The sequence below is a fragment of the Allomuricauda sp. d1 genome, from assembly GCF_039592695.1.
Lineage (GTDB): Bacteria > Bacteroidota > Bacteroidia > Flavobacteriales > Flavobacteriaceae > Flagellimonas_A.
On the sequence record NZ_JBBUTK010000003.1, the window covers coordinates 251,304 to 277,960 of the forward strand.

Consider the following 26,657-nt stretch of genomic DNA (forward strand, 5'->3'; position numbering starts at 1 on the left):
TAGTAAAAGTGCAATTTACATTTCCTCCGGGGCCAACTCTACTTTTAATCCGTCAAGTTCTGGGGTCATGTGAATTTGACAGCCCAAACGACTATTGTCTTTTACATTAAAAGCTTCAGAGAGCATGGCTTCTTCATCATCAGACTTTTCAGGCAGCTCATGATCGGATTCCACATAGCATTGACAAGAGGCACACATGGCCATACCGCCGCAAATACCGATGGTACCCTCTGGAGCCAGTTCATACGAACGCACGACCTCCATCAAGTTCATGTTCATATCGGTCGGAGCATCCACTTCGTGGGTCACACCTTCACGGTCGGTTATTTTTATTTTGATATCGGTCATTTTACACCCCTAAAGTCCCCTCAAGGGGACAATCCTTACTAATTAACTAATCGATTGCCTTCACCACCGCTTTGGGGGCTTCCTTTTTACTGCCGTCAAAACCAGTCACCCCACCTACTGTGGTATACTTCATCACGTATTTTTTATCGGGATGGATGCGTTGATAAGCGCTCTGGCACATCAGAGTCGCTTCGTGGAAACCACAAAGGATCAATTTCAACTTACCGGGATAGGTATTCACATCGCCAATCGCATAGACCCCGGTAATGTTGGTCTGGTAATCCAACGTATTGTCGACCTTGATGGCGTTCTTTTCGATTTCCAGCCCCCAATCAGCCAACGGGCCCAATTTTGGTGAAAGCCCGAATAGTGGAATAAAATTGTCCACCTCCACACGAATGTCTTCTTTCGGATTGTTGTTCTTACGCACCAAAACAGCTTTCAAGGTCTTTTCGCCTTCCAAAGCCACCACTTCTGCGGGAGTGATTAGGTTGATTTTACCAAGGTTCTTCAGTTCCTGTACTTTTTCCACGGAATCCAGCGCCCCGCGAAACTCGTTGCGGCGGTGCACCAAGGTAACCTTATCGGCCACATTGGCCAAAAAAATGCTCCAATCCAAAGCAGAATCACCGCCACCCGCAATCAAGACCTTTTTGTTACGATAGATTTCAGGATCGCGAATGATGTAGGCTACCCCATTGTCCTCAAATTGCTTTAGGTTTTCCAACTGTGGCTTTCGAGGTTCAAAACTGCCCAATCCACCAGCAATGGCAACCACAGGGGCATGGTGTTTTGTGCCTTTGTTCGTGGTAACGACAAAAGTGCCGTCCTCCAGTCTTTCTAAAGTATCCGCGCGTTCGCCCAAGGTAAAACCTGGCTGAAAGGGTTTGATCTGCTCCATCAAATTGTCGACCAGCTCGCCCGCCAAAACCTCGGGAAATCCAGGAATATCATAAATCGGTTTCTTCGGATAGATTTCAGAACATTGGCCCCCTGGCTGTGGTAGTGCATCGATTAAATGGCAACGTAACTTTAAAAGACCTGCCTCAAAAACAGCAAAAAGTCCCGTAGGACCCGCACCTATGATCAGAATGTCTGTTTTAATCATGAATCAACAAATAATTGGGCAAAACTAGGTTTTTGAAAAGATGGAATTTATGACTTTGGTCAGATTAGCTCAAGTTGACGACCTCTTCAATCTGTGGCACATATTTTTTAATGGTCATCTCGACCCCACTTTTAAGGGTCATCTGATTGACGGTGCACCCTATGCAGTTGCCCTCAAGCCTCACTTTTACGAATTTGTCATCATCAATGGAGACCAGGGAAATATCCCCCCCATCGCTTTGCAAAAACGGGCGGATTTCATCGAGGGCCTTCTCTACATTGATTCGTACTTCTTCAGATGTCATCTTATTTCTTTTTAACAGCAGCACAACCTGCCATAGTGGTAATTTTTATTGCTTCCGTGGGAGGAAGGGCCCTGTTTCTATGCACCAACTCTTGGACAACATTCCTAGTCAATTCCTCAAAAGCTTCTTCTGTTGGGGTCGCCGTCTGCAGTGCTGCCGGCCTACCCACATCACCTGCCTCGCGAATGCTCTGTACCAAAGGGATTTCGCCCAAAAAGGGTACATTCAAGTCATGTGCCAGATTTTTGGCTCCATCCATACCAAAGATATGGTATTTGTTCTTTGGTAGCTCAGCAGGAGTAAAATAGGCCATATTCTCTACTATGCCCAGCACGGGCACATTGATGGCCTCTTGTTGAAACATGGCCACCCCTTTTCGGGCATCGGCCAATGCAATTTCTTGTGGTGTACTGACCACCACAGCCCCAGTCACCGGAAGCGATTGCATAATGCTCAGGTGAATGTCGCCCGTACCTGGGGGCAGATCCAACAGCAAAAAATCAAGCTCGCCCCAGTGGGCATCAAAAATCATTTGGTTCAATGCCTTACTGGCCATGGGGCCTCGCCAAATGACCGCCTGATTGGGCTGGGTAAAAAAGCCGATGGAAAGCAATTTGACCCCATAATTCTCTACGGGTTTCATTTTGTTCTTTCCGTCAATATTGACCGATAAGGGGCGCTCTTGGGCCACATCGAACATGATGGGCATTGAAGGGCCGTAGATATCGGTATCCAACAGGCCAACCTTGAACCCCATTTTGGCCAAGGTCACTGCCAAATTGGCCGTGACGGTAGATTTGCCCACACCACCCTTGCCTGAAGCCACTGCAATGATGTTTTGAATACCGGCAATCGGTTTCCCCTTGATTTGGTTCACCTTGGGTTTGGCAGGTGCATCGACCTTTAGGTTGATTTTTATCTTGGCCTTTTCATATACTTCAGCATGAATCACTTTTAAAATCTCGACCTCGGTCTTCTTTCGGGCCTGTAAGCTTGGGTTTTTGATGGTCACATCAACTTCAACCTCATCACCAAAAACCTGCACGTTGGTCACTGCCCCGCTCTCAACCATATTTTGCCCCTCACCGGGTACGGAAATCGTTTCCAACGCTTTTAAAATTGCTTTCTTCTCTAGCTTCATCTATCGGATTTTCTGCACAGTCGTTTAAACTGATTCTAAATTACAAAGATACAGCTTGGGGCTTGGATTATAAAGCAGATGGATTGAAAATGAAGATAGTATGATAGGGAGTCGTTATTTGATGATTTATCCTAAATTTTGAAAATCTAGGAAGTTACAGCAGTCTATTCTTGGCTTTGAGACCTATCAGGTCTATTGAAGTTCTTTGGCGGGATCCCAAAAATGGTCTTGAAAGTTCACGATTTGATTGTCGACCACTTTGATGCCTTCATTTTCGAGTAATTGTTGCATGAGATTGGTGCCGTCAAAATGGTGCTTCCCTGTCAAAATCCCTACACGGTTGACCACACGATGCGCAGGTACATCTTTGGCCAATGAGTTATTCATGGCCCAACCCACCATTCTGGCGCTACGGGCTGCACCTAAATACTTCGCAATGGCCCCATACGAGGTGACCCGACCATAGGGAATCTGTTTGGCCACTTCGTAAACCTTGTCGAAGAAGTTTTGTTCTTCCATCTGTACACCTACCTTAATCCCCCCTTTTTAGGAGGGAACTATCAATTGTAAAAAATACGAATCAAAGTTATTATCAATAATACCACCATTAAAGCACTCAAAATATAGTTCGAGTTTTTAGAAAAGGTATTCGTCTTTGCTTCCAGCCTGTTGAAATAAAAGACATAGAGATACAGCACAGAAAAAGTGCCGCATGCTGCAGCAAAGACAAACGTCGCGATGTCTTGGGCCTCGAACTTGATCCATCCGGCTTCGTTCCACATCGCATTGAGCCCGCTGTAATAGGGTATGGTGAGCAGGTTGACGGCTGCAAGCAACGACCCCCTGAAAAAGCTGTTCTTTTTGCTGAAGTTGACCGAGCCAAATTCTTTTTTCTTTTTCTTCTTCGCCGAAACAAAAAAATAAATGGCAAAAAAGGCAAATACTGCGATTGCCGCTTTCAACAAGATATCGATGACTTCAGGATTGTTGTACAGAAACTTTGAAATGTAAACCGCAATATAGGCCTGAATCATAATCATGGTCGATACGCCCATGCTGAAAACAATCCCGTTCAATTTTCCCTTCTCAACACTGGTTTTCGCCGCATTCATGTTGAGCAAACCAGGAGGGACCGTGGCCATAAATGCCGCTGAAAAAGTCGCAAAAAAAAGAATCAACAAATGGGTCATGGGTCAGTCGAGCCTAAATTGAATGTAGGTGATTGGTTTTCCTTTCTCAAGATACTGTTTTTCATAAAAAGTCTGGATTTCAAGCACTTCGGCAGGGCTTCCCTCATTATGGTAGACATCATGGTTGGCGTATAGTATCTCAACTCCAATACCCTGCAACAAGCCCAAAGTATATCCATGCATATACTCACTATCCGTTTTTAGGTGGATTTTCCCTTCGGGAATCAAAATCTTACGGTATTTCTCTAGAAACAATGGATTGGTCAACCGATGCTTGGTACGCTTATATTTGATCTGCGGGTCTGGGAAGGTGATCCAGATTTCTGAAACCTCGTTTTCGCCAAACAACAAATCAATCAATTCAATTTGTGTCCTTAAAAATGCTACGTTGTTCAGACTGGCTTCGAGAGCGGTTTTTGCTCCCCGCCAAAAACGTGCTCCCTTGATATCAACACCCACATAATTTTTATCGGTATTTCGTTCGGCAAGACCAACGGTATATTCGCCTTTACCACAACCCAGCTCCAACACTATAGGATGCTCGTTTTCAAAAAAAGACGCCCATTTGCCCTTCCATGCAAATCCGTTTAAAACTTCATCCCTAGAAGGTTGGATTACGTTAGTAAAGGCTTCGTTCTCAGCGAATCGTTTGAGCTTGTTTTTGCTTCCCAAAACAAAAATTTAATGTTTTGGCAAAACTAAGGAAAACTGTAAGTTTCCAAGGTTTTGTTCATTTGTAGATTGAACTCATTTATGCCAGACTCAAAACGAATCTTAGTCGCCCCATTGAATTGGGGATTGGGGCATGCGACCCGCTGTATACCGGTTATCAGGGCGTTGCTACAAGAAGGGCACCAACCTTACATCGCTTCCGATGGAGTTGCTTTGAATTTATTGCAAAAAGAGTTTCCCGATCTGCCCTCTTTCCACCTTCCATCCTATAAAATCAAATATGCCAAAAAGGGGAAGCATTTTAAAATCAAAATGATATGGGATTCGCCAAAAGTGCTCAAGGCCATGGCCAAAGAAAAAAAAGCAGTCAAGAAATTGGTCAAAGAACATGACATAGATGGAATTATTTCTGATAACCGTCTGGGGGTGTACTACAAAAAGGTGCCCTGTATCTTTATTACCCATCAGCTGAATGTGCTTTCAGGCAATACGACCTGGTTCAGCTCAAAAGTGCACCAGAAAATCATCAAAAAGTTTGATGAATGCTGGGTGCCCGATGTTGCCGGAAAGCCAAATTTGACAGGTAAACTGGGGCATCTTAAAAAGTCTAAAAAGAAAATCAAATATTTGGGTCCGTTGAGCAGGTTTGTAAGGGAAGATGTAGAAAAAGTGTATGATTTGATGGTATTGTTATCAGGCCCTGAACCCCAACGCACATTTTTGGAAGAAAAGCTTTTGAAAGAATTACAAGAATTTGAGGGCAACATACTGTTTGTGAAGGGAAAAATTGAAAAAGAGCAGACCACTGAGACCCAACCATTAAAAAACGGTTCCTTAAAATTGGTCAATTTCATGCAATCTCAGACCCTCGAAAAAGCAATCAACGAAAGTGCATTGGTGCTATCCCGCTCAGGCTATACCACAGTGATGGACTTGGCCAAGTTGCAGAAAAAATCGTTTTTTATTCCCACCCCGGGGCAGTACGAACAAGAGTATTTGGCAAAACGTCTTCAAAAAAAGGGCTTGGTGCCCTACGCCAACCAAGAAGACTTTACCATTTCAGAACTAAAAAGGGTCAAAAAATACCAGGGCTTGCAACATTTTAACGTGCAAATTGACTATGCCTCTTTGTTTTCCGCTTTCTCCAATGTAAAAGAAAATTCAGAGCCCACACCTTCTTCACTTTCCACATAAATTTTTTCTCCATGGGCTTCCATGATATGCTTGACTATGGCCAATCCAAGTCCTGAGCCACCCTCTTTACGGCTGCCGCTTTGGTCAACCCGATAAAAACGCTCGAACAACCTTGGTATGTGTTCTTTTGAGATGCCCTCGCCATTATCGGTCACCCGAACAATGACCTTGTTTTTTATCAGATTTTCTACACTGACCTCTGTGGTTCCGTCTTGGTATCCATATTTGATGGAGTTGACCAATAGGTTGGTGACCACTTGTTGAATTTTCTCGCGATCGCCCAGTACATAAATTGGGGTGTCGTAGGTAGTGTCAAATCCCATGGAAATGTTCTTTTTAGCGGCTCGCATTTCTAACAAATCGAACACATTTTCAATAAGCTCAACAATATCAAAAACCTCTTTCTTTAGGTTAAAATCTCCCACTTCAAGTTTGGTGATAAAATCGAGGTCTTTGACAATGTAAATCAATCGTTCTACCCCCTTATTGGCACGTTCCAAATATTTTTCACGCACTTTTTTATCGTTGATGGCCCCATCTAAAAGTGTCAATATGTAGCCCTGTACCGTGAAAAGTGGGGTCTTCAATTCATGGGAAACATTTCCTAAAAAATCACGACGGTACTCCTCACGAATTTTGAGGGTGTCAATCTCAACCTTCTTGTCCTGGGCGAATTTTTCAATTTCCTCAGTGAGCGTTTTCATATCCGTCGTTATCGGCCGATTTGAAAATGAGGAAGACTCCAACAATGACACATCATCATATATTTTTTTCACACGCCTATAGATGAACCGTTCTATTCGTGCCTGTACAATGAGAAAAGAACCCAAAAAACTCAGTGGAAAAAAAAGCAGTACAATGCCTAAATCAAATTTTTTTAGAAAAAAAAGGATTCCCGTTAAAAGTGCGGTAAGTGCAAGGGCAATAAAGAAAGACGATCGAAGGGCAAACTTGTATGATTTCTTGAGCTGTATCGCCATTAGAATTCGCTGTTGTCTGTTTGAATGAAATGCAAGTTAGTCGCTTTCTAAACTACTGATAAGTTAACTGAACTGCATAACGATGCAACGTAAAGAAAAAAAGCCAAAAAGTGAATGTATGAAGATAATTTTTTAGCCCGTTAAAATTTTTTGAATGGCTTTTACTGAACAAACTTATACCCCACGCCCTTGACAGTCTTGAAATGGTTTTCGCCGATTTTTTCGCGTAGTTTTCGAATATGCACATCAATGGTGCGCCCGCCAACGACCACTTCATTGCCCCAAACTTTATCCAATATCACTTCGCGCTTGAATACCTTGTTGGGCTTAGAGGTCAACAATGACAGTAATTCAAATTCTTTTCTGGGCAAGACCATTTCTTTACCATCATTGACAATTTTGTATTCTTCATGGTTGATGACAATTTTACCTACTTTGACGATATCTTCGTTCTCTTTCTTTTCTTCCCGTAACCTGCGCAATAATGCCTTTACCTTACTGACCAACACTTTGGGCTTGATGGGTTTGGTAATATAGTCATCCGCCCCAGCATCAAACCCGGCAACCTGCGAATAATCTTCGCCACGTGCGGTCAAAAAAGTGATGATGGTATTTTCAAGACCAGGGGTCGTCCTTAAAATTTCACAGGCCTCGATACCATCCATCTCGGGCATCATCACATCGAGTATGATAAGGTGGGGCTTTTTTTTCTTGGCTTTGGCCACGCCTTCAGCACCATTTTTTGCTGTGAAAACTTCGTATCCCTCACTTGAAAGGTTGTAGCTGACAATCTCAAGAATATCTGGTTCGTCATCGACCAAAAGTATCTTAATGTCTTTGGTTTTCATTGCTGTGGAATTTTGGTTGAACGCCCAAATGTAAAGATAATACTATTACAGCTTTTGCGCTTAACGTTCATTTAATCTCGTAACCTTATTGTAACGCTATTGAAATAAACTCTTAACATACGGCTAACATGACTTTTACAGCACCCCTCTTTATTTGCAAAGTGAAATGAAAAGGAGAATTATCTCCACACTTTAACTATGAAAACAAAAAAACAAGGTATTATGAAAAAATTATTTTTAATGATGTTGGCGTTGTCAACGATGACATTTATTGCCTGTAGTAGCGATGACAATGGCGATGGTGGTAATGATGACCCGCAAATTGCCGATGCCGATGGTGATGGTGTTGAAGACAGTGTAGACAACTGCCCAAACCAAGCAAACGCTGATCAAGCTGACAATGATAACGATGGTGTAGGTAATGTTTGTGACGCTACGCCAGACGGTGATGGTGCTCAACCTGGTGACACAATCGAAGTAGATAACAATATTACTTCCGACACGACTTGGGATTCTGATTTCATTTACCAATTGAACGGACGAATTGCTGTCGAAAGCGGTGCTACATTGACCATTGAAGCGGGTACATTGATTAAAGGTTCTGCAGGTCAAGGCACAAACGCTTCTGCACTTATTGTTGCAAGAGGAGCTACTTTGAATGCCAATGGTACTGCTGATGACCCAATCATTTTTACATCTACTGCCGATAACATCGATATTGGTGAAACAGTGAGTCCTAACCTAACTGCCAATGATCGTGGCCTTTGGGGTGGTTTGATTGTTCTTGGTGCCGCTCCTATATCTGTTGCTGACAACTCAGGCACTGCTCAGATTGAGGGTATTCCAGCTACAGATGCCAATGGTAATTATGGTGGCACAACCGCAGATGATAGCTCAGGTACAATCACTTATGTTTCTGTACGCCATGGTGGTACTAACATTGGTGATGGTAACGAAATCAACGGTATCACTTTTGGCGGTGTTGGTTCTGGTACCACAGTCAACCACATTGAAGTACTTGCCAACGTAGATGATGGTGTTGAGTTTTTCGGAGGCACAGTTAATGTAACCAATGTCGTTGTTTGGGCGCAAGGCGATGATGCCATCGATATTGATCAAGCGTATTCTGGTACTATTGACAATGCAGTAGTTGTACAAGGTAGCATTTCTGACCATGCACTGGAAATTGATGGCCCAGAGGGTACCGCTACTGGCGAGTACACACTACAAAATGCAACCCTATTTGGTCTTAGTGACAATGCAGAAGACGGTGAAATTGCCGATTTCCGTTCAGGGGCCACTGGCGCAAACAATAACATCTTTGTAACAGGTTTCACTGGTGTTGGCACTGACCTTCAATTATCTGATGTTGAGTTGGATGCTGGCGATGCTGATGACAATGCGACAATATCTAACAATTACACTGCCGGTACTTTGTCTTTCATGAATTGGGAGGTAGTATTGCCTGCAGGTGTTGCCGCTGTAGCTGATATCTTTGATGAAAAGCTAGATCCAACTACTACAGATTTTGAAACAGCTCCATTTGCATCTGCTGTAACTACAGGAACTGTTGGTGCTGATACTTCAGTTTTCGGTTGGACAGTAACCAGCTCAGAATCTGGCGCATCATTTTAATAATGGCTTGTACCAAAAAAGACACAAGTCTAGCATGAAACAAGTAAGCCCGCTAGTTGATAGCGGGCTTCACTTTGTTCATGATTTTTTGAATTCAATTTTAAATGCTCAAACAAACAGCCATGAAGAAATCAATACAATTGGCATTCCTTTTTGCGATAACTGCTATTTTTACCTTATCTGCCCAAAAAGGAGCATTGATCGGCACGGTGAACGATGCAGAATTTAATGATGTGCTGCCCTTTGCCAATATTATGGTAAAAGGCACCACAACAGGTACCACGTCAGATTTTGATGGAAAATATGTTTTAGAACTTGACCCTGGCACCTACACAATAGTATATTCTTATTTAGGTTACGAAACCAAAGAAATTACCGAAGTGGTTGTCAAAGAGGGTGAAGAAGTAGTGGTAGATGTAACCCTTGGTCCTTCGGCCAATCAATTGGACGAAGTGGTCGTGACCACCACAGTCTCAAAAAATACAGAGCAGTCGGTGCTAAATCTACAAAAGCGCTCCGTAGCTTTGGTTGATGGGCTTTCGTTACAAAGCATAAAAAGAGCCGGTGCCAGCAATATCGCAAGTGCGGTAAAAAATGTTCCCGGGGTTTCGGTGCAAGGAGGCAAGTTTGTTTATGTACGAGGACTTGGTGATCGCTACACAAAGTCTATTTTGAACGGTGTTGATGTTCCTGGTCTGGATCCAGACCGAAATACATTGCAATTGGATATTTTTCCTACCAACCTGTTGGATAACTTGATCGTAATCAAATCTTTCACTGCCGACCAACCTGCGGATTTTACGGGCGGTGTTGTCGATATTGTCACAAAAGATTTACCCACACGTGAAGAATACAGTGTTTCTTTCGGTATTGGCTATAACAGTGACTTTCATTTCAATGATCAATACCAAACATTTGATAGTGGTGGCCGTGCTTTCGGTTTCGCAGATGGTGCCCATGATTTACCGATCAATCAAGATATTTCAGATTTAAACCCAATTACAAATACGCAAGAACTACGCGAATTGACACAACAATTTCCGCGTCAAATGGCAGCGCAATCGTCAACGAGCCTTATTGATTCCAATTTTGGAATCAGTTGGGGCAACCAATACAATCTAAGTGAAGAATCATCATGGCGGTTGGGCTATTCTGCCGCAATCTCATACCGAAACGAAACAGAGTACTATGATAATTATATTGATGGTCAGGTTTTCAGAAGAAGTCAAGACAACTCTGTTTTAGAATTACAAGCTGATCGTACCAACCAAGGTACACTCTCAACAAACAACGTTTTACTGACCGGTCTTGGAGGCTTGACCGTTAAAGGTGAGCGTAATAAATTCAAGTTGACATTGCTTCACATACAAAATGGGGACACACAGACTTCATTTTTTGATCAACAGAACATCATCTTGAACTCAAACCTCAGTGAAAGAACAGCATTGCTTTTCACTGAAAGGTCCATATCGAACATCTTGCTAAATGGCACCCACTCTGGATCCGAAGGTCTTTGGAATGTGGATTGGAAAGGTGCCGTAACCTGGGCCAATGTTTACGACCAAGATTTTAGGCTGACCCCATTTTTCGTAAATGAGTCAAATGGAAACAGAACCATTAATCCCAGTGAGGCAGGGGATCCTTTAAGGATATGGAGAAATCTAGACGAAATAAACCTCGTGGGAAAATTGGATATTTCTAGAAAGCATAAACTATTTGGCTATGATGCAAAAGTAAAATTTGGGGGTAATTACGTCTTTAAAAGTCGTGATTTCGGTGTTGATCAATTTGCATTGCCAAATCAAGATTTCGATGGGGAATTCAGTAGTCGATTTAATGGGGATCCCGATGAGATTTTGGCACCAGAAAATATTTTAGATGATAACCCACGTCAGGGAACATTTATCAGACAGGATTCAAATCCATCCGACTCCTTTGAGTCTGAAATTACCATTGCTGCTGCTTATGTGTCAGAAGAATTTAAGATTGCGAAATGGTTCAATGCTATTGTAGGGGTTCGTTTAGAGCAATTTCAGCTGACCTATACAGGTGCAGACGTGAATAACAATCCGATAACGGATCAGCAATTTTTAGATGAATTGGACTTTTTTCCAACTGCCAATCTGATATTTGATTTGAATGAAGAGGGGAACAAAAAAATAAGGACTTCCTACGGAAGAACCACCGCCAGACCTTCATTTAAAGAAGCTTCGACCGCTGCTATTATTGATCCAGTTTCCAATACCATTTTCAATGGTAATCCTGACATACGCCCAACCTACATCAACAATTTTGATCTTCGGTTTGAGTCTTATGGTGAAGGAACCAACTTTTTCGCCATTAGCGGTTTTTACAAAACATTTGAAGACCCTATCGAAATAAGCTTCATTCAAGGGGCTTCCAATCAGTTCATTCCATTGAACCTTGGTGAAGCTACCGTCTATGGTGCAGAAATTGAGGTGAGAAAAGATTTGGGTTTTATCGGACTTAATAATTTCTTTTTTAATGGGAACTATTCTTTGATTGAATCGCAGCAAGATCTTGGTATTTTTGAACAGCAAAGACGTGCAGATCCGGCTAACCTCCGTGACGGTGAAGAACCTATCACAGAAAGGCAATTGCAAGGGCAATCTCCTTGGATTGTAAATGCTGGTTTTGGTTACAACAATGCTGAAAGTGGTTGGGAAGGCAGTCTATTCTATAATGTTCAGGGCCCAACTTTAGAAATAGTAAGCGACGGTAATGTGGGCGATGTTTTTACCCAACCTTTCAATGATCTTAAATTTAATTTAAGTAAGACTTTTGGCGATAAAACTGAGCACAAAATAACCTTTAGGGCATCCAATATTTTAGATGATGAAAGGCTCAGTGAGTTTGAATCTTTTGGATCCGCGAATAAAATCTTTTCATTTTGGGAACCTGGTAGAACGTTTTCACTGTCTTACAATATCAGCTTTTAATCGAATTGAGTTAGTTTAGTTATATAGTTTATTGCAAAAGCCCCTGACATTACCTAGTCAGGGGCTTTTTTGTGCATTTCATCGAAAAGTGTGGCATTTTTCGCTCTTTTCAAATAAGGCCGCTGGGCAATTTGGCTATATTTGTGGCATACCCTTTGTTACCAATACTTTATGAAGCAATTCTACTTCTTTGCTTTCTTATTGTTCTCTACACTTGTGTTTGCCCAAGAATCGCAGGCCAACGGTGATATCGATGGTTTTAAGTTATATCCCAATCCCGTGACCAATGGCAAGGTCTTTATCGACACTGCTGAAGATGCCCCAAAAAAAGTGTTGATTTTTGATGTTTTGGGCACCAAAGTCTTACAGACCACCATTTTGGGCAAAGAGCTCAATGTATCAGATTTGGATAAGGGCGTGTACATTCTCAGGGTATTCGAAAAAGACAAGGTGGCCACGCGAAAGTTGATTGTCAAGTAGCTCAAAAACACTTCTTTAGCCCCATTTTATCTAGAAAATCACTGCTTTTTATCGCTTGACCTACAAAAACGGGCAATTCACAACATTTAATGCCTGAAAAACAGCACTTTGCCTATTTTTACAATGCATATCCCAAATCGTGCATGTATGAAAAAAATCTACTTAATCTTTTTAATGGCACTCCCATTGATGACATTCAGCCAAGAAATGTTGACCATTAATGATGGCAAGACCCAAGAGGTAAAGGGATTCAAGATGTACCCCAATCCCGCCTATGGTAATGAAATTTACATCACCACAGCTTTTAATGGCACCAAAAAAATTACAGTGTTTGATGTTTTTGGAGAAATTGTTCTTAGAGAGACCATTTCTACCAATACGCTCAATATATCAAGACTTGTACCCGGTGTATATGTGTTGCAAGTAAATGAAGGTAAAAAAACAATGACCAGAAAACTAGTGGTCAAATAGGGCTTGAACCCAACTTATGCAAAACCCTGATGAAACCCATCGGGGTTTTTTGTTTTAGCTACTTTTGTCCTGTCTATGAGAGGAGATGAATTACATCGTATTTTTTCGATTAAAAACGGCAAAGAATTTGAATCATTAGCACTTGAAACCTTTCAATATCAATATGAAAACGTTGCGGTATATCACGAATTTTGCAATTATCTTGGTAGGCATCCTTCGTCGGTTCATAGTGTTGACGACATTCCATTTCTGCCCATTTCCTTTTTTAGAACCCATGCTGTCATTTCAAAAAACATCCAGCCGCAAACTACTTTTCTAAGTAGCGGAACTACTGGTAGCAGGCCAAGTCAACATTTTGTGGCAGACATTGAATATTACGAGAAAAGTTTTCTCTCAGGATTCGATTTTTTTTATGGAAAGCCAAGCGACTACTGTATTCTGGCCCTATTGCCCTCTTATTTGGAGCGTAACGGCTCTTCATTGGTCTATATGGCAAATGAATTGATAAAGCAATCCGGTCATGTAGAAAGTGGATTCTATTTATATGATTTTGAAAAGTTGCATCAGAAGCTATCGCACTTAAGGGATAAAAAAACGAAGATATTTTTGATCGGGGTCTCGTTCGCTTTATTGGACTTTGTGGAAAAATACCCTATCTCTCTTTCGCACTGTACCGTGATGGAAACAGGCGGAATGAAAGGCCGCAAGAAGGAAATGACCCGGGAAGAACTGCACAGAAGATTAAAAGACGGTTTTGGTGCCGGCAGAATCCATTCAGAATACGGAATGACCGAGCTGCTGTCACAGGCCTACTCAAAAGGTGAAGGAAAGTTCTATACCCCCCCATGGATGAAAGTTTTTATTCGCGATACCGAAGACCCACTACAGCTACTTGAAAATGAAAAGACGGGCGGAATCAATGTTATTGATTTGGCCAATCGCTATTCTTGTTCATTCATAGCCACCCAAGACCTTGGCAAAAAGCATGCTGACGAGAGCTTTGAGGTTTTAGGGCGTTTTGACCATTCTGATGTCAGGGGCTGTAATTTGATGGTATTGTAAATTTCGCCATCCATAATCAAATCAGCACCATCTATAAAAACTTCAATAATCCTTTATCCTCATTTTTTATTTTTAAGAACAACCAATTGAAAATTTAGAAAAATGAATCGTAAAACCTTTTTGAAAGCCAGTGCTTTTAGCGTTTCTGCACTGGCCACAGTACCAGTATTTGCGACTGTAAAAAAAGAAAGTGAATCTTCATCAAAATCATTGGATCCCAAAATCGTACGCGCAGCGGAAGGAAAAAGGGTAAATGTCATTGGCGACCAACAAACGTTCAAACTCACCGGAAAAGATACCGATGGACAGTTTACCTTGATCGAAGAGGTTAATCCGCCTGGCACCATGATTCCACTTCATGTACATACCCAAGAAGATGAAATTTTTAAAGTGCTCGAAGGAGAGTTGGAAGTAACCGTCGGCGATAAAACTACTGTTTTGAAAGCAGGCGACCTGGCATTTGCTCCTAAAAATGTGCCCCATTCTTGGAAGGTGGTCAGCGACACGGATTGCAAGACCATTTTGAGCGCCTTCCCTGCCGGTATTGAAATCATGTTTGAAGAATTGGGCGAACTACCCGCCGGAAAACCAGATTTTGCCAAGGTAGCCGAAATCTGCGGACGCTACGGAATCACTTTCATTCAATAACAAGTACAAAATATTTTTTCTTACCCCGTTGAAGCAGCACAAATGTATCATTGATGAGGTCGGTCGTGGTGATTTCATAATTTTCGGCGACCTTTTCTTTGTTCACCGAAATGGAGTTTTGTTTTAACTCTCTTCGGGCTTCCCCATTGGAGCTTAAGAATCCCGTTTTGGCAGAAAGTGCTCCAATCATGTCCAAGCCCGTTTCTATGTCCGAACGGGAAACAGCAGCTTGGGGCACACCCTCAAAAACATCCAAAAAAGTGGTCTCATCCAATTTTTTTAAATCCTCTGAAGTGGATTTTCCAAACAAAATCTCACTGGCCTTAAGCGCATTTTCATAATCTTCTCTCGAATGCACCATCACAGTGATTTCTTCAGCCAATCGCTTTTGCAGTTCCCGAAGATGTGGGGCCGATTGATGTGTTTCGACCAAAGCCGCTATGTCATCTTTGCCCAAAAACGTAAATATCTTGATGTACTTTTCAGCATCTTCATCAGAGGTATTGAGCCAATATTGGTAAAACCGGTAGGGCGAGGTGCGCTTGGGGTCGAGCCAAACATTGCCACTTTCAGTCTTGCCAAACTTGGTGCCATCGGCCTTTGTGATCAACGGACAGGTCATGGCAAAGCCCTTTCCGCTACCGATACGTCGAATCAGCTCAGTGCCCGTGGTGATGTTTCCCCATTGATCGCTACCCCCCATTTGTAGGGTACAGCCATATTTTTGGTACAGGTACAAAAAGTCATATCCCTGCACCAATTGATAGGTAAATTCGGTGAAAGACATTCCTTCCTTGGCATCGGCAGAAAGCCGTTTTTTGACCGAATCTTTCGCCATCATGTAGTTGACGGTGATGTGCTTGCCGATATCACGGATGAAATCCAGAAACGAAAAATCCTTCATCCAATCGTAATTGTTCACCAGTACAGCAGCATTCTCGGTATTACTTTCAAAATCAAGAAATTTTGACAACTGCTTTTTAAGGGCTTCCTGATTGTGGCGAAGCGTAGCCTCATCGAGCAAATTTCTTTCGGTGGATTTTCCCGAAGGATCCCCAATCATTCCTGTGGCCCCACCAACCAATGCAAAGGGCTTATGGCCCGCCAATTGAAAATGCCGTAGCATCATGACACCCACCAAATGACCGATGTGCAATGAATCAGCTGTGGGGTCAATGCCCACATAGGCCGACCTCATTTCTTCAAGTAAATGTTCGCGTGTTCCGGGCATGGCATCGTGCAGCATGCCCCGCCATTTCAATTCTTCTACAAAATCCAATCCGATACTTTATAATAAACCCTGCAAATATACACATGTCCCTTTTGTGAGGTGTAAAAATCAATGCCAAATAAGTACTTTTGAGCTATGGTCTTGGTAACCGGCGGCACTGGTTTGATTGGTTCACATCTCTTATTGGAGCTTGTAAAGAACGGAGCCAATGTTCGCGCTGTGTACCGCAATCAAGACTCCATCAAAAAGGTAGAGCGCATCTTCGCCTACTATGGGGTTTCCCCAAAAAAAGTTTATGAAAACATTCAATGGGTCAAAGCCAATATCGTCGATGTGCCAAGGCTCGAAAAAGCCATGGACGGTATCGAATTGGTGTACCATTGTGCAGCTTTGATCTCATTTGACCCAAAAGACTACAAAAAACTGGTCAAAACCAATGTCGAGGGTACCAAAAATGTGGTCAATGTGAGCTGTGCCAAAGGGATAAAAAAACTGTGCTATGTCAGTTCAATCGCGGCATTGGGCACCGCTTTAAAAGGCAAGGTTATTGACGAACAAAATGAATGGAGCGATAAAAATGCCTCTGTGTATGCCACCACCAAAAGAAATGCAGAATTGGAGGTTTGGCGGGGCATGCAAGAGGGTCTTGATGCCGTTATCGTGAACCCCGGAGTGGTTCTAGGCCCTGGCTTTTGGAAAAGTGGCAGTGGAACCTTCTTTTATCATGCCGCAAAAGAGCGAGACAAAACGGTGCCTGGGGGTACCGGATTCATTTCAGTTTCTGATGTTATAGCCGTCATGATGAAGCTCATGGCTGCTGAAATTACAAACGAGCGTTTTGTTTTGGTCGAAGAGAACACGACTTTTCTTGATATGATGCAACGAATCGCAAAAAACCTTGGGGTTAAGCCGCCCAAAAAAATATACAGTTTTTTTCAAATTGAAGCTTTTTGGAGGATGGATTGGGCGAGGGCCCATCTCTTTGAAAAGCGGAGGATTTTATCTAAAAACATGGCCAAGTCACTGTATCAGATGGATAGCTATAGTGCCAAAAAGGTAAAGGATGCCATTGGGGTTGATTTTGAGGGACTGGAGGAAACTATTCGTCTTTCTGCACGTCTTTTTCGGGAAGACTATCCACAGCTTTTTTGAGCTGATTGGCTTTTTTGATGGAATCCGTGCGTGATTTGACTCCTTCTCTGGCACTATCGCTCTTTTTCTTTCTTTGTTCTTCCAAAAATTCTTTGTTCTTTTCCAATCGTGCCTGCACAGTCTCGTAAATATTCTCGTACTGCTGCGGAATTGAGGCATAATACACGTCACTGTTTGCAAACTGGGCACTATCAATATTGTGGATTTTGTAGACCAACTGCATCACTTGGTTGTCAAATTCTTGGGCAACCGATCTATTGGTTGATTTTATCGCCTGAAGTACGGCAACATCGTAGATGACATCGACCATCTTTTCTTTGGGCAACAAATCTTTTGGCTTTTCGATGACCTCTTCGGCACAACCCAAAACAATGAACACCAATATGGAGTATAACAGCCTTCTCATTCGCTAACGTTCAAAGGTAAGGCGTTTGGCGTTTCGTTCTTGTGAAAGTATACCATTGTCATAGGCCAAATGGCCGTTGACAAAGGTACGCATCACCTTCGAGTTGAAAGAAGCGCCCTCGAACGGTGACCAGCCACATTTGTATAGAATGTTTTCTTTTTTGACCGTCCAGGCAGCATCCGTAGTTACTTGAACTAGATCGGCAAAATAACCTTCACGGATAAATCCTCTTTTCTCGACATCAAAAAGCAGGGCAGGGTTGTGGCACATTTTTTCAACAATTCTTTCAAGGCTTATCTTGCCCTGATGGTGTTTTTCAAGCATGGCAGGCAATGCATGTTGTACCAATGGGCCGCCAGAAGGGGCTTTGGTGTAGGGGTTTTGTTTTTCCTCCAGCGTATGCGGCGCATGATCCGTGGCGACGATATCGATTCGGTCATCCAACAATGCTTCCCAAAGTTGTGCTCGGTCACTTGCTGTTTTTACCGCGGGATTCCACTTGATCAATGTCCCTTTTTCCTCATAATCCACTTCAGAAAACCAAAGATGGTGTATACAGACCTCAGCGGTGATTTTCTTTTCTTTCAAAGGAATATCATTACGGAACAAATCGGTTTCCTTTCCCGTCGACAAATGAAAAACATGCAATCGGGCCCCTGTTTTTTTTGCCAATCGGATTGCTTTTGAAGAAGATAGATAGCACGCTTCTTCACTGCGTATTATTGCATGATATTTTACGGGAATGTCATCGCCATACCGCTCTTTGTAAGTTGCCAAGTTCTTTCTGATGGTATCTTCATCTTCACAATGGGCTGAGATGACCATTTCAGTATTTGAAAAAATCTTTTCAATGACCGCATCATCATCGACCAACATATTGCCCGTTGACGACCCCAAGAACAGTTTTATTCCCGAACAGGCATTCTTGTCCAATCGTTTGATTTCTTCCAAATTATCATTGGTGCCCCCGAACAAAAAAGAGTAATTGGCATAAGAAGTCTTGGCGGCAGTGGCAAATTTCTCTTCCAACCGCTCGATGGTCACCGTTTGGGGGTTGGTGTTGGGCTGTTCCATATACGATGTGATGCCACCTGCAACAGCTGCCCTGCTTTCACTGGCGATATCGCCTTTGTGGGTAAGGCCGGGCTGACGAAAATGTACTTGATCATCAATGATGCCCGGCAGCAAAAAATCGCCTTTTAAATCAATGGTCTCGGCATGTTCATCTGAAATGTCAGCTACAATCTTTTCTATGGTATCGCCCTTGATGAGCACATCGCTCTCAACAATGTGGCCCTCATTGACCAATTTCGCATTTTTTAGCAGTGTTTTCTTCATCTAAAACTGTTTCTAGAAAATAAGCTTCTCAAGCGCATGCCGATGACCCCGTAAATAGCTTCCCAAATGATACTGGAGCTCATTTTTGATTTTCCGTTGATCCGATCGGTAAAAATGATGGACACTTCCTCAATCTTGAACTTCTTGAGATAGGCCCGGTACTTCATCTCAATCTGAAAGGCATATCCGACAAAGCGAACAGCATCCAAATCAATGGCCTCTAAAACTTTTCTGTGGTAGCAGACAAAACCAGCGGTCGGGTCATGAATGCGCATGCCCGTAATGATCTTGACGTAAAATGAAGCTCCGTAAGAGAGCAGAATGCGCGACAATGGCCAATTGACCACGTTCACCCCCCTTTTATACCGTGAACCTATTGACATATCGGCCCCGTTCAAACAGGCACGGTGCAGGCGGAGCAGGTCGGCGGGGCGATGCGAAAAATCGGCATCCATTTCAAAAATATACTCGTAATCTCGTTTAAGCGCCCATTTGAATCCATGGATGTAGGCAGTGCCAAGTCCGGATTTCTCCATGCGCACTTCTAAAAACAGTTTGTCAGGGTATTGATTTTGAAGCTCTCGCACATTGGCAGCCGTGCCATCTGGTGAATTGTCATCGACGACCAAGATGTGAAAGTCTTTTTTTAGGTCAAAAACCGTATTGATTATCGCTTCGATATTCTCAATTTCGTTGTAAGTGGGTATGATGACTAAACCTACGGCCATGGTAAACAATTGCAGCAGCAAAAATACAGCTTTAAACGGGTTTGAAAGTAGGGATGCATTTCCGCAAAGAAAAATCATACCTTCAAATTCGTAACTTTGACCACCAAAAGCAATTCATGGCCCAAAGGTTTCCGAAACTTTTTCTGCTATTGTTGGGGGCATTGTTCATATTGAATCTTTTGCAGAGCCATTTCACCCAGCTCATTTACGACGAATCTTACTATTGGTATTATGCCCAAAATTTGGCTTGGGGCTATTTTGACCACCCCCCAATGGTGGCCCTGATGATAAAGATTTCGAGCAAACTTTTTGACGGCGAACTCGGGGTGCGCTTCATAAGCTGTTTGCTTAGTGTTGGCACTTATGTCTTGATATGGTCTATGGTCGGCAAGCCGAAGAAAAATACCGAGATTTGGTTGTTGGCCGCTTTGTTGTTTTCAATGCCCTTGTTCAACGCTTATGGATTTTTAACCCTGCCCGATACACCACTGCTCTTTTTCACTGCTCTTTTTCTGTATTGTTACCGAAAGTTTTTGGGCGAGCCCACTGTAGTTTATTCCATTTTTTTGGGATTATCAATGGCGGGGCTCATGTACAGCAAATACCATGCGGTCTTGGTCATTGTCTTTGTCATCGTTTCAAATTGGAAACTTGTATTGAACAAACACGCCTGGTTGGCCGTATTCGTATCGCTCGTATGTTACCTGCCCCATATTTTATGGCTCTACCACTATGATTTTGTGACCATCAAATACCACCTTTTTGAACGCCCCAATCACGCCTATGATTTTGCTGAGTTCACCTTGGGGTATTTCTTGAACCTTATCATCATTTTTGGGTTGTTGTTCGTTTGGTTCTATTGGGCACTTTTCAAGAACCTGAAAAGCAAGGACCTTTTTGTGAAAGCCTTGGTCTATTTGAGTCTCGGCATTATAGTATTCTTCTTTGTGTCGAGTTTTGACAGACGTGTTCAGACCCAATGGGTTGTGGTTATCTGCGTGCCCATGGCCATTCTCACCCATCGCTTCATCACAGCGCAAAAAATCAATGTAAGATGGGTTTTTCGCCTGGCAATTGTGAGCTGTGCCATCTTGCTTTTTGCAAGAGTAGGGTTGGTCTATGAACCCTTGTTTCCTGTTCATTACGAAACGCATGGCAACAAAGAATGGACCAACGAACTGAGAGAAAAATCAAATGGTGTGCCAGTGGTTTTCGAGAATTCGTACCGACGGGCATCGATGTATGCCTTTTACACAGATGTTCCCACTTTTTCTTTGAACAACATCCATTTTAGGCTCAACCAATATTCCATCGACAGCTCAGAGACCAAGGTTCAGCACAAAAACATTGTCTATGTGACCCAATATGCAAAAAAAGGCGATATCAACTACAGCCATCCCGACGGCACGGTAGATTATGGTTTTTTCAGGAGGGATTTTGAGTCGTTCAGAAAACTGGAATGTATTCTACAGGAAAAGCCTATTGATTTAAACAAAACAGAGATTTCGGTCAAAATCTACAATCCGTATGACGAAGACATCGATTTTGACAAACTGAGACTGTTTATGGCCTACCTGAACGAGTACAAACAATTGTTGAAGAAATCCCAGCTTCCGATTTCAGAACATAGCATCCCCGAAACGTTGAAGTCAAAAGATACCCTAGAGGTTCTGTACAAATTGCCCCAACAAAACGTTGAAGACGCGGCGTATGTTAAATTTGGGATATCAGAAAATGGGTTGCAGCCTGGCATCAACAGTCCATCCATCAAAATAAAATCATGAACCCAGAATTGAGAACTATCGAAACCCAAGATTGGATCACCATTGTGATTCTTTTGGGGCTTTTGGTGTTTGTGCTGGGCAAATATTTCTACCAAACGCGGTTCATCAATTTTATAGTGCTGCCATTCAACAACAAGTATATCTTTCTCTATGGCAAAAAGGGAAAGTGGGCCAGTTCGTTCAATATCTTTATGTCGGTTTTTCAGTTGCTGAACTATGCCCTGTTTCTTTTTTTGGCACAACAACTTTTTTTCGATAATGTGCGGAATAACGGCCCCATGCTATTCTTGGTCATTCTGGGCGTTTTGGTCACATTTCATATACTAAAAATCACCATGCAATTGGCAAAAGCCTATATCTTCAATACCAAGAAACTTGTGTTCAACATCATGTTCAACAAGCTGTCGTATTTTAACCACAGCAGCATCTTTGTCTTTATCTCGAACATTTTATTGGTATACGTATTCTACGGCTCAAAATCAGTGGTCTATATCACTATTTTGATGGTTTTGGCCATTAATCTCATAGGATTTACAAATCTCTTGAAGAATCATCAAAAGTTGATTTTAGGTCATCTTTTCTATTTTATTTTGTACCTTTGCGCTCTCGAAATCGCACCCTTGGTGATTTTAGGAAGCTATCTAAAAGACTGAAGCTTATGAAGGTAAAGACGATTTTGGTGTCGCAGCCAGAACCGAAAATGGAAAACTCTCCCTACTCGCGACTTATTGAAAAAGAAAAGGTAAAAGTAGACTTCAGGCCTTTCATTCATGTCGAAGGCGTTGATGCCAAAAGCGTCAGACAGCAAAAGATAGACCTCAACAATTACACGGCGATTATTTTGACCAGCAGAAATTCAGTGGACCATTTCTTTAGGTTGGCCGATGAAATGCGCTTTAAGGTGCCCGACACCATGAAATATTTCTGCCAGTCAGAAGCGGTCGCTTACTATCTGCAGAAATACGTGGTCTACAGAAAACGAAAAATATACGTGGGCAAAAGATTGTTTGGCGACCTGATTCCCATGTTCAAAAAGTATAAGGATGAGAAGTTTCTCTTACCTTCATCTGATGTTCTGAAACCTGAGATTCCTAAAGTCTTGGATGAACTAAATCTGGATTGGAAACGCGGTATTTTCTACAAAACCGTGGTCAGTGACCTTTCAGACCTACGCAATGTGTACTATGATGTATTGGTCTTTTTCAGTCCATCAGGAATCGAATCGCTGTTCAAAAACTTCCCCGATTTCAAGCAAAACGATACCCGTATCGCTGTTTTTGGCAATAGCACGGTGAATGCCGCGACCGATGCCGGACTTCGAATCGATATCAAGGCACCGACACCCGAAACCCCGTCAATGACGATGGCACTTCAGAAATACATCTCTGATGTGAACAAGTAACTAGCACAAGAATGAACAAGAAGCCCCGTCGATCGACGGGGCTTCTTGTTTTAAAAGGCATACCGCTGCGGGCCGCCCCGCCGAATCTCTTCACTGGCGTACGACTCAAATTTTTTGAAGTTCTCTCGAAAAGCGTTGGATAACTTGAAGGCCGTTGTGTAGTAGGCCTGATCATCGTTCCAAGTGGCACGCGGACTCAAAACACTGGTCGGAACACCAGGACATTCACGAGGTTGTGCCACCCCAAATACAGAATGAATATGATAGGTGTCGTAGCTGTACAGTCCTAATTCGCCACTTAATGCTGCCGTAATCATCGCCCTGGTATATTTTAACTTCATACGGGTGCCCACGCCGTAGGGCCCACCTGTCCACCCAGTATTGATGAGCCAAACATCAACACCCGCTTCTTTCATCTTTTTGCTCAACATCTCAGCATATTTTGCTGGGTGCAGCGGCATAAAAGGAGCGCCAAAACAGGCTGAAAACGATGGCTGTGGTTCGACCACACCAGCTTCGGTACCGGCAACTTTGGCCGTATAGCCCGAAATAAAGTGATACGCCGCCTGTGCCGGGGTCAGTTTTGAAATCGGGGGCAGTACCCCAAAGGCATCCGCAGTCAAAAAGAAAATATTCTTGACGTTCTCTCCGATGGAAGGCTCTTGAATATTGTCGATATGATAGATTGGATAGCTGACACGTGTGTTTTGGGTAATTGAGGTATCCTCGAAATCAACATTGCCGTCGTCATCCAAAATTACGTTTTCTAAAATTGCCCCTTTTTTGATGGCCCCATAAATCTCGGGTTCATTTTCTTTGGAAAGGTTGATGACCTTGGCGTAACATCCTCCCTCAAAATTAAAAACGGAATTTTTGGGCGTCCACCCATGTTCATCATCCCCGATCAATTTTCGGTCAGGGTCTGTTGAAAGTGTGGTTTTTCCCGTTCCTGACAATCCAAAGAAAATGGCCGTGTCGCCATCTTCTCCCAAATTTGCCGAACAGTGCATGGGCAGCACACTTTTATCCACAGGAAGTATAAAATTCAATGCCGAAAAAATACCTTTTTTGATTTCGCCCGTATAACCTGTTCCACCGATAAGTGCGATTTTTCTTGTAAAGTTCAAAATGGCAAAGTTGTGCTGGCGGGTACCATCTTTTTCTGGGTCGGCCTTGAATCCCGGAGCATTGACCACCGTCCATTCCGGGTCAAAACCGGCCAATTCTGATTCGGTTGGCCTCAAAAACATATTGTGGGCAAACATATTTGACCACGGATATTCATTGATGACCCGAATATTGGTTCGGTACTCAGGGTCAGCACAGACATAAGCATCACGAACGAACAACTCCTTTTCATTCAGATAAGCGATTACCTTATCATAGAGCGCATCGAATTTTGATGGTTCAAACGGGATGTTGATGTTGCCCCACCAAACCTTGTCTTCGGTAATCTCATCTTTTACAATAAAACGGTCTTGTGGTGATCGGCCAGTGAACTCACCGGTATTCACAGCGAGGGCTCCTAAAGATGATTCTTGGCCCATGCCTTTTTCTAACGTGATGCGATGCAATTCATCGGAGGAAAGTTGGTATTTAACATTGTCGTGTGTGATTCCGTATACTTTTAACGAAATCGTTTTCGCTGCTTGGGCAGTCGTTCCCATAAAATTGATTTTAAGGTTGGTACAAAGCTAAAAAAATGTGCTTCCATAGCCTTGTCAAAAAGGCGGAATGTTTCATTTTTTGGTCAAAACGGCAAAAAACAGGTAGCCCCATCCTAAAATCAACATAAGTCCACCGATGGGTGTTATCCAGCCAATCTTTCTAAAGTCAATTCCCGTTACAGTCCTTGTGGCAAGCAAATAAATTGAAAAAGAGAATAAAATCACTCCAAAAGTAATCAAGTAAAAGACTGGTTTCTTGGTTGCTGCATTTAAAGAAAGTATACTCAATAACATCAAAAACAACGCATGGTACATTTGATATTTTACCCCGGTCTCAAAGGAACTGAGTTCATCTACGGTCAACACCTTTTTGAGCCCATGCGCACCAAAGGCACCCAAAACAATGGCCAAAACACCAAATACAAGTCCTGTGAGTAAAATTGTTTTGTTCATAACTAAAGTGTGTCTATCCTATAAAAATATAACAATTTGATACCTTCGTTTTTCGTCAAAGTAAAAGTAAGCAAAACACATGGTGCGCAACATTTTGGTATTGGGAACGGGTAAATCCACTTCATATCTTCTGGACTATCTTTTGGAAAAATCAACATCGGAAAAACTACATTTGACCTTGGGTGACCTCCGCCCAGAACTTATTCCCGATAACATCAAAAACCATCAAAATGCCACAGCTATTGCTTTGGATATTTTTGAGGATACCGCGCGTAAAAAAGCAGTAGAAAATGCAAATATCGTAGTATCAATGCTGCCGCCAAAACTGCATATCAAAGTCGCTGAAGATTGTATTGAATTCAAAAAACACTTGGTGACGGCTTCTTACGTAAGCGAAGACATCAAAAAATTAGATGCAGAAGCCAAAAATAGGGGGCTCGTATTCATGAACGAAATCGGTCTCGATCCCGGTATCGACCACATGAGCGCCATGGAGGTCATTGACCGTATTCGCGCCAAAGGCGGTAAAATGTTGTTGTTTGAGTCATTTACCGGTGGCCTTGTTGCCCCTGAAAGTGACAATAACCTCTGGAACTACAAATTCACATGGAATCCTCGAAATGTGGTCTTGGCGGGCCAGGGCGGTGCCGCCAAATTTATTCAAGAGGGCACGTACAAGTACATTCCCTACCATAAATTGTTCCGTCGTACGGAGTTTTTGGATGTGGAGGGCTATGGCACCTTTGAGGCCTACGCCAATCGTGATTCGTTGAACTATCGTAAGGCCTATGGCCTCGAAAATGCTCTGACCCTGTATCGGGGCACCATGCGCAGGGTGGGTTTTTCAAAGGCGTGGAACATTTTTGTGCAATTGGGCATGACCGATGACAGCTATACAGTTGAAAATTCTGAGGGAATGTCGTACCGCGAATTTGTGAATCTCTTTCTGCCCTACTCCCCGACCGATTCTGTGGAACTGAAACTGCGCCATTATCTCAAAATCGATCAAGATGATATTTTCTGGGGAAAGCTGATGGAACTGGATTTGTTCAATCCCAAGAAAACCATTCCGTTGAAAAATGCAACACCCGCCCAGATGCTGCAATATATTTTAGAGGACAGTTGGACGTTAAAGGAAGGCGAAAAAGACATGATTGTCATGTACCATAAGTTTGGCTACGAACTGAACGGAAAACGCAAACAAATCGATGCCAACATGGTGGTCATCGGTGAAGACCGTACCCACACCGCCATGGCGAAGACGGTCGGGCTGCCCGTGGCCATGGCCGCTTTGAACATTCTGAACGGTAAAATCAAGACGCCGGGCGTACAGATTCCCATTTCAAAAGAGGTCTACTCGCCCATTCTATCTGAGCTGAAAGAGCATCGCATAATTTTCAATGAATTTGAGACTCCGTACTTGGGCTACAACCCAGATTCGGTGGCCAGCTGATA

27 protein-coding genes are annotated in these 26,657 nt (G+C 42.8%); 12 read left to right on the forward strand and 15 right to left on the reverse strand.

All coding sequences use genetic code 11. From position 1 onward, the window contains the following. Positions 1-15: 15 nt before the first annotated feature. From AAAH86_RS12895 to trmB, 7 genes are all read right to left on the reverse strand, one after another. A complete protein-coding gene (locus AAAH86_RS12895) occupies positions 16-348 on the reverse strand; it encodes a ferredoxin (RefSeq protein ID WP_343488058.1) in 333 nt (110 codons plus the stop codon). 46 nt (positions 349-394) lie between these two features. Continuing rightward, complete coding sequence (locus tag AAAH86_RS12900; protein ID WP_343488059.1) at positions 395-1,456, reverse strand: NAD(P)/FAD-dependent oxidoreductase; 1,062 nt, start codon at positions 1,454-1,456, stop codon at positions 395-397. A gap of 64 nt (positions 1,457-1,520) precedes the next feature. Further along, complete coding sequence (locus tag AAAH86_RS12905; protein ID WP_343488060.1) at positions 1,521-1,760, reverse strand: NifU family protein; 240 nt, start codon at positions 1,758-1,760, stop codon at positions 1,521-1,523. Between the two features lies 1 nt (position 1,761). Then, positions 1,762-2,901 carry an Mrp/NBP35 family ATP-binding protein gene (locus tag AAAH86_RS12910; RefSeq protein ID WP_343488061.1) on the reverse strand — a complete coding sequence of 380 codons (1,140 nt, stop codon included), beginning with the start codon at positions 2,899-2,901 and terminating at the stop codon, positions 1,762-1,764. A 192-nt stretch (positions 2,902-3,093) separates the two neighbouring features. Further along, the gene (locus AAAH86_RS12915; protein ID WP_343488062.1) at positions 3,094-3,420 is read right to left on the reverse strand and encodes an MGMT family protein; all 327 of its coding nucleotides are present in this window, start codon (positions 3,418-3,420) and stop codon (positions 3,094-3,096) included. A 41-nt stretch (positions 3,421-3,461) separates the two neighbouring features. Then, a complete protein-coding gene (locus tag AAAH86_RS12920; protein ID WP_343488063.1) occupies positions 3,462-4,091 on the reverse strand; it encodes a LysE family transporter in 630 nt (209 codons plus the stop codon). A gap of 3 nt (positions 4,092-4,094) precedes the next feature. Beyond that, positions 4,095-4,763 carry a tRNA (guanosine(46)-N7)-methyltransferase TrmB gene (gene trmB / locus AAAH86_RS12925; protein WP_343488064.1) on the reverse strand — a complete coding sequence of 223 codons (669 nt, stop codon included), beginning with the start codon at positions 4,761-4,763 and terminating at the stop codon, positions 4,095-4,097. Between the two features lie 81 nt (positions 4,764-4,844). Here trmB and AAAH86_RS12930 point away from each other — a divergent pair, with 81 nt between their 5' ends. Beyond that, positions 4,845-5,957: a glycosyltransferase gene (locus tag AAAH86_RS12930; protein WP_343488065.1), complete on the forward strand. Its 1,113-nt coding sequence runs from the start codon at positions 4,845-4,847 to the stop codon at positions 5,955-5,957. On the opposite strand, the gene AAAH86_RS12935 is transcribed toward AAAH86_RS12930, so the two are convergent. Continuing rightward, positions 5,882-6,937, reverse strand: a complete 1,056-nt coding sequence (locus AAAH86_RS12935) for an ATP-binding protein (protein ID WP_343488066.1) — start codon at positions 6,935-6,937, stop codon at positions 5,882-5,884. The genes AAAH86_RS12930 and AAAH86_RS12935 overlap by 76 nt on opposite strands. A 161-nt stretch (positions 6,938-7,098) precedes the next feature. Next, positions 7,099-7,785, reverse strand: a complete 687-nt coding sequence (locus AAAH86_RS12940) for a response regulator transcription factor (RefSeq protein ID WP_343488067.1) — start codon at positions 7,783-7,785, stop codon at positions 7,099-7,101. A gap of 240 nt (positions 7,786-8,025) precedes the next feature. Here AAAH86_RS12940 and AAAH86_RS12945 point away from each other — a divergent pair, with 240 nt between their 5' ends. From AAAH86_RS12945 to AAAH86_RS12970, 6 genes are all read left to right on the forward strand, one after another. Beyond that, the gene (locus AAAH86_RS12945; RefSeq protein WP_343488068.1) at positions 8,026-9,420 is read left to right on the forward strand and encodes a thrombospondin type 3 repeat-containing protein; all 1,395 of its coding nucleotides are present in this window, start codon (positions 8,026-8,028) and stop codon (positions 9,418-9,420) included. A 122-nt stretch (positions 9,421-9,542) separates the two neighbouring features. After that, entirely contained in the window at positions 9,543-12,380 is a 2,838-nt protein-coding gene (locus AAAH86_RS12950) for a TonB-dependent receptor (RefSeq protein WP_343488069.1), read from the forward strand. Positions 12,381-12,551: 171 nt separating this feature from the next. Beyond that, a complete protein-coding gene (locus tag AAAH86_RS12955) occupies positions 12,552-12,860 on the forward strand; it encodes a T9SS type A sorting domain-containing protein (protein WP_343488070.1) in 309 nt (102 codons plus the stop codon). 147 nt (positions 12,861-13,007) lie between these two features. Then, positions 13,008-13,331: a T9SS type A sorting domain-containing protein gene (locus AAAH86_RS12960; RefSeq protein WP_343488071.1), complete on the forward strand. Its 324-nt coding sequence runs from the start codon at positions 13,008-13,010 to the stop codon at positions 13,329-13,331. A gap of 75 nt (positions 13,332-13,406) precedes the next feature. Next, on the forward strand, positions 13,407-14,393 hold the full coding sequence (locus tag AAAH86_RS12965) for an acyl transferase (RefSeq protein WP_343488072.1): 987 nt from the start codon (positions 13,407-13,409) through the stop codon (positions 14,391-14,393). Positions 14,394-14,495: 102 nt separating this feature from the next. Next, positions 14,496-15,041 (forward strand): quercetin 2,3-dioxygenase, encoded by a 546-nt coding sequence (locus AAAH86_RS12970; RefSeq protein ID WP_343488073.1) that lies wholly within the window; start codon positions 14,496-14,498, stop codon positions 15,039-15,041. Here the strand turns inward: AAAH86_RS12970 and tyrS are convergent. Next, positions 15,031-16,326: a tyrosine--tRNA ligase gene (tyrS, locus tag AAAH86_RS12975; protein WP_343488365.1), complete on the reverse strand. Its 1,296-nt coding sequence runs from the start codon at positions 16,324-16,326 to the stop codon at positions 15,031-15,033. The genes AAAH86_RS12970 and tyrS overlap by 11 nt on opposite strands. An 81-nt stretch (positions 16,327-16,407) precedes the next feature. Between tyrS and AAAH86_RS12980 the strand changes: the two genes are divergently transcribed. After that, the gene (locus tag AAAH86_RS12980) at positions 16,408-17,424 is read left to right on the forward strand and encodes an NAD-dependent epimerase/dehydratase family protein (protein WP_343488074.1); all 1,017 of its coding nucleotides are present in this window, start codon (positions 16,408-16,410) and stop codon (positions 17,422-17,424) included. Here AAAH86_RS12980 and AAAH86_RS12985 read toward each other — a convergent pair. From AAAH86_RS12985 to AAAH86_RS12995, 3 genes are read right to left on the reverse strand one after another with little or no spacing between them, the layout of a single operon-like run. Further along, positions 17,372-17,830 (reverse strand): DUF4296 domain-containing protein, encoded by a 459-nt coding sequence (locus AAAH86_RS12985; protein WP_343488075.1) that lies wholly within the window; start codon positions 17,828-17,830, stop codon positions 17,372-17,374. The genes AAAH86_RS12980 and AAAH86_RS12985 overlap by 53 nt on opposite strands. Positions 17,831-17,833: 3 nt before the next feature. Beyond that, complete coding sequence (locus AAAH86_RS12990) at positions 17,834-19,168, reverse strand: dihydroorotase (protein WP_343488076.1); 1,335 nt, start codon at positions 19,166-19,168, stop codon at positions 17,834-17,836. Next, positions 19,165-19,896 carry a polyprenol monophosphomannose synthase gene (locus AAAH86_RS12995; RefSeq protein WP_343488077.1) on the reverse strand — a complete coding sequence of 244 codons (732 nt, stop codon included), beginning with the start codon at positions 19,894-19,896 and terminating at the stop codon, positions 19,165-19,167. Before AAAH86_RS12995 ends, AAAH86_RS12990 begins: the two co-directional genes overlap by 4 nt. A gap of 116 nt (positions 19,897-20,012) precedes the next feature. On the opposite strand from AAAH86_RS12995, the gene AAAH86_RS13000 reads away from it, so the two are divergent. From AAAH86_RS13000 to AAAH86_RS13010, 3 genes are read left to right on the forward strand one after another with little or no spacing between them, the layout of a single operon-like run. Next, the gene (locus AAAH86_RS13000) at positions 20,013-21,680 is read left to right on the forward strand and encodes a glycosyltransferase family 39 protein (RefSeq protein ID WP_343488078.1); all 1,668 of its coding nucleotides are present in this window, start codon (positions 20,013-20,015) and stop codon (positions 21,678-21,680) included. Next, the gene (locus tag AAAH86_RS13005) at positions 21,677-22,333 is read left to right on the forward strand and encodes a DUF4271 domain-containing protein (protein ID WP_343488079.1); all 657 of its coding nucleotides are present in this window, start codon (positions 21,677-21,679) and stop codon (positions 22,331-22,333) included. Before AAAH86_RS13000 ends, AAAH86_RS13005 begins: the two co-directional genes overlap by 4 nt. Before the next feature lie 5 nt (positions 22,334-22,338). Continuing rightward, on the forward strand, positions 22,339-23,082 hold the full coding sequence (locus tag AAAH86_RS13010) for a uroporphyrinogen-III synthase (protein WP_343488080.1): 744 nt from the start codon (positions 22,339-22,341) through the stop codon (positions 23,080-23,082). A 50-nt stretch (positions 23,083-23,132) separates the two neighbouring features. Here AAAH86_RS13010 and pckA read toward each other — a convergent pair whose 3' ends face one another. Beyond that, positions 23,133-24,749 (reverse strand): phosphoenolpyruvate carboxykinase (ATP), encoded by a 1,617-nt coding sequence (gene pckA, locus AAAH86_RS13015; RefSeq protein WP_343488081.1) that lies wholly within the window; start codon positions 24,747-24,749, stop codon positions 23,133-23,135. 72 nt (positions 24,750-24,821) lie between these two features. Continuing rightward, positions 24,822-25,202, reverse strand: coding sequence for a DUF423 domain-containing protein (locus tag AAAH86_RS13020; protein ID WP_343488082.1), 381 nt, complete (start codon positions 25,200-25,202; stop codon positions 24,822-24,824). Positions 25,203-25,281: 79 nt separating this feature from the next. On the opposite strand from AAAH86_RS13020, the gene AAAH86_RS13025 reads away from it, so the two are divergent. Next, positions 25,282-26,655, forward strand: coding sequence for a saccharopine dehydrogenase C-terminal domain-containing protein (locus tag AAAH86_RS13025; RefSeq protein WP_343488083.1), 1,374 nt, complete (start codon positions 25,282-25,284; stop codon positions 26,653-26,655). The last annotated feature ends 2 nt before the right edge of the window (positions 26,656-26,657 follow it).

Bases quoted from the DNA above. Each gene is read 5' to 3' on its own strand.
- AAAH86_RS12895 (WP_343488058.1), bottom strand. From the start codon at position 348: ATGACCGATATCAAAATAAAAATAACCGACCGTGAAGGTGTGACCCAC.
- AAAH86_RS12900 (WP_343488059.1), bottom strand. From the start codon at position 1,456: ATGATTAAAACAGACATTCTGATCATAGGTGCGGGTCCTACGGGACTT.
- AAAH86_RS12905 (WP_343488060.1), bottom strand. From the start codon at position 1,760: ATGACATCTGAAGAAGTACGAATCAATGTAGAGAAGGCCCTCGATGAA.
- AAAH86_RS12910 (WP_343488061.1), bottom strand. From the start codon at position 2,901: ATGAAGCTAGAGAAGAAAGCAATTTTAAAAGCGTTGGAAACGATTTCC.
- AAAH86_RS12915 (WP_343488062.1), bottom strand. From the start codon at position 3,420: ATGGAAGAACAAAACTTCTTCGACAAGGTTTACGAAGTGGCCAAACAG.
- AAAH86_RS12920 (WP_343488063.1), bottom strand. From the start codon at position 4,091: ATGACCCATTTGTTGATTCTTTTTTTTGCGACTTTTTCAGCGGCATTT.
- AAAH86_RS12930 (WP_343488065.1), top strand. From the start codon at position 4,845: ATGCCAGACTCAAAACGAATCTTAGTCGCCCCATTGAATTGGGGATTG.
- AAAH86_RS12935 (WP_343488066.1), bottom strand. From the start codon at position 6,937: ATGGCGATACAGCTCAAGAAATCATACAAGTTTGCCCTTCGATCGTCT.
- AAAH86_RS12940 (WP_343488067.1), bottom strand. From the start codon at position 7,785: ATGAAAACCAAAGACATTAAGATACTTTTGGTCGATGACGAACCAGAT.
- AAAH86_RS12945 (WP_343488068.1), top strand. From the start codon at position 8,026: ATGATGTTGGCGTTGTCAACGATGACATTTATTGCCTGTAGTAGCGAT.
- AAAH86_RS12950 (WP_343488069.1), top strand. From the start codon at position 9,543: ATGAAGAAATCAATACAATTGGCATTCCTTTTTGCGATAACTGCTATT.
- AAAH86_RS12955 (WP_343488070.1), top strand. From the start codon at position 12,552: ATGAAGCAATTCTACTTCTTTGCTTTCTTATTGTTCTCTACACTTGTG.
- AAAH86_RS12960 (WP_343488071.1), top strand. From the start codon at position 13,008: ATGAAAAAAATCTACTTAATCTTTTTAATGGCACTCCCATTGATGACA.
- AAAH86_RS12965 (WP_343488072.1), top strand. From the start codon at position 13,407: ATGAGAGGAGATGAATTACATCGTATTTTTTCGATTAAAAACGGCAAA.
- AAAH86_RS12970 (WP_343488073.1), top strand. From the start codon at position 14,496: ATGAATCGTAAAACCTTTTTGAAAGCCAGTGCTTTTAGCGTTTCTGCA.
- AAAH86_RS12980 (WP_343488074.1), top strand. From the start codon at position 16,408: ATGGTCTTGGTAACCGGCGGCACTGGTTTGATTGGTTCACATCTCTTA.
- AAAH86_RS12985 (WP_343488075.1), bottom strand. From the start codon at position 17,830: ATGAGAAGGCTGTTATACTCCATATTGGTGTTCATTGTTTTGGGTTGT.
- AAAH86_RS12990 (WP_343488076.1), bottom strand. From the start codon at position 19,168: ATGAAGAAAACACTGCTAAAAAATGCGAAATTGGTCAATGAGGGCCAC.
- AAAH86_RS12995 (WP_343488077.1), bottom strand. From the start codon at position 19,896: ATGGCCGTAGGTTTAGTCATCATACCCACTTACAACGAAATTGAGAAT.
- AAAH86_RS13000 (WP_343488078.1), top strand. From the start codon at position 20,013: ATGGCCCAAAGGTTTCCGAAACTTTTTCTGCTATTGTTGGGGGCATTG.
- AAAH86_RS13005 (WP_343488079.1), top strand. From the start codon at position 21,677: ATGAACCCAGAATTGAGAACTATCGAAACCCAAGATTGGATCACCATT.
- AAAH86_RS13010 (WP_343488080.1), top strand. From the start codon at position 22,339: ATGAAGGTAAAGACGATTTTGGTGTCGCAGCCAGAACCGAAAATGGAA.
- pckA (WP_343488081.1), bottom strand. From the start codon at position 24,749: ATGGGAACGACTGCCCAAGCAGCGAAAACGATTTCGTTAAAAGTATAC.
- AAAH86_RS13020 (WP_343488082.1), bottom strand. From the start codon at position 25,202: ATGAACAAAACAATTTTACTCACAGGACTTGTATTTGGTGTTTTGGCC.
- AAAH86_RS13025 (WP_343488083.1), top strand. From the start codon at position 25,282: ATGGTGCGCAACATTTTGGTATTGGGAACGGGTAAATCCACTTCATAT.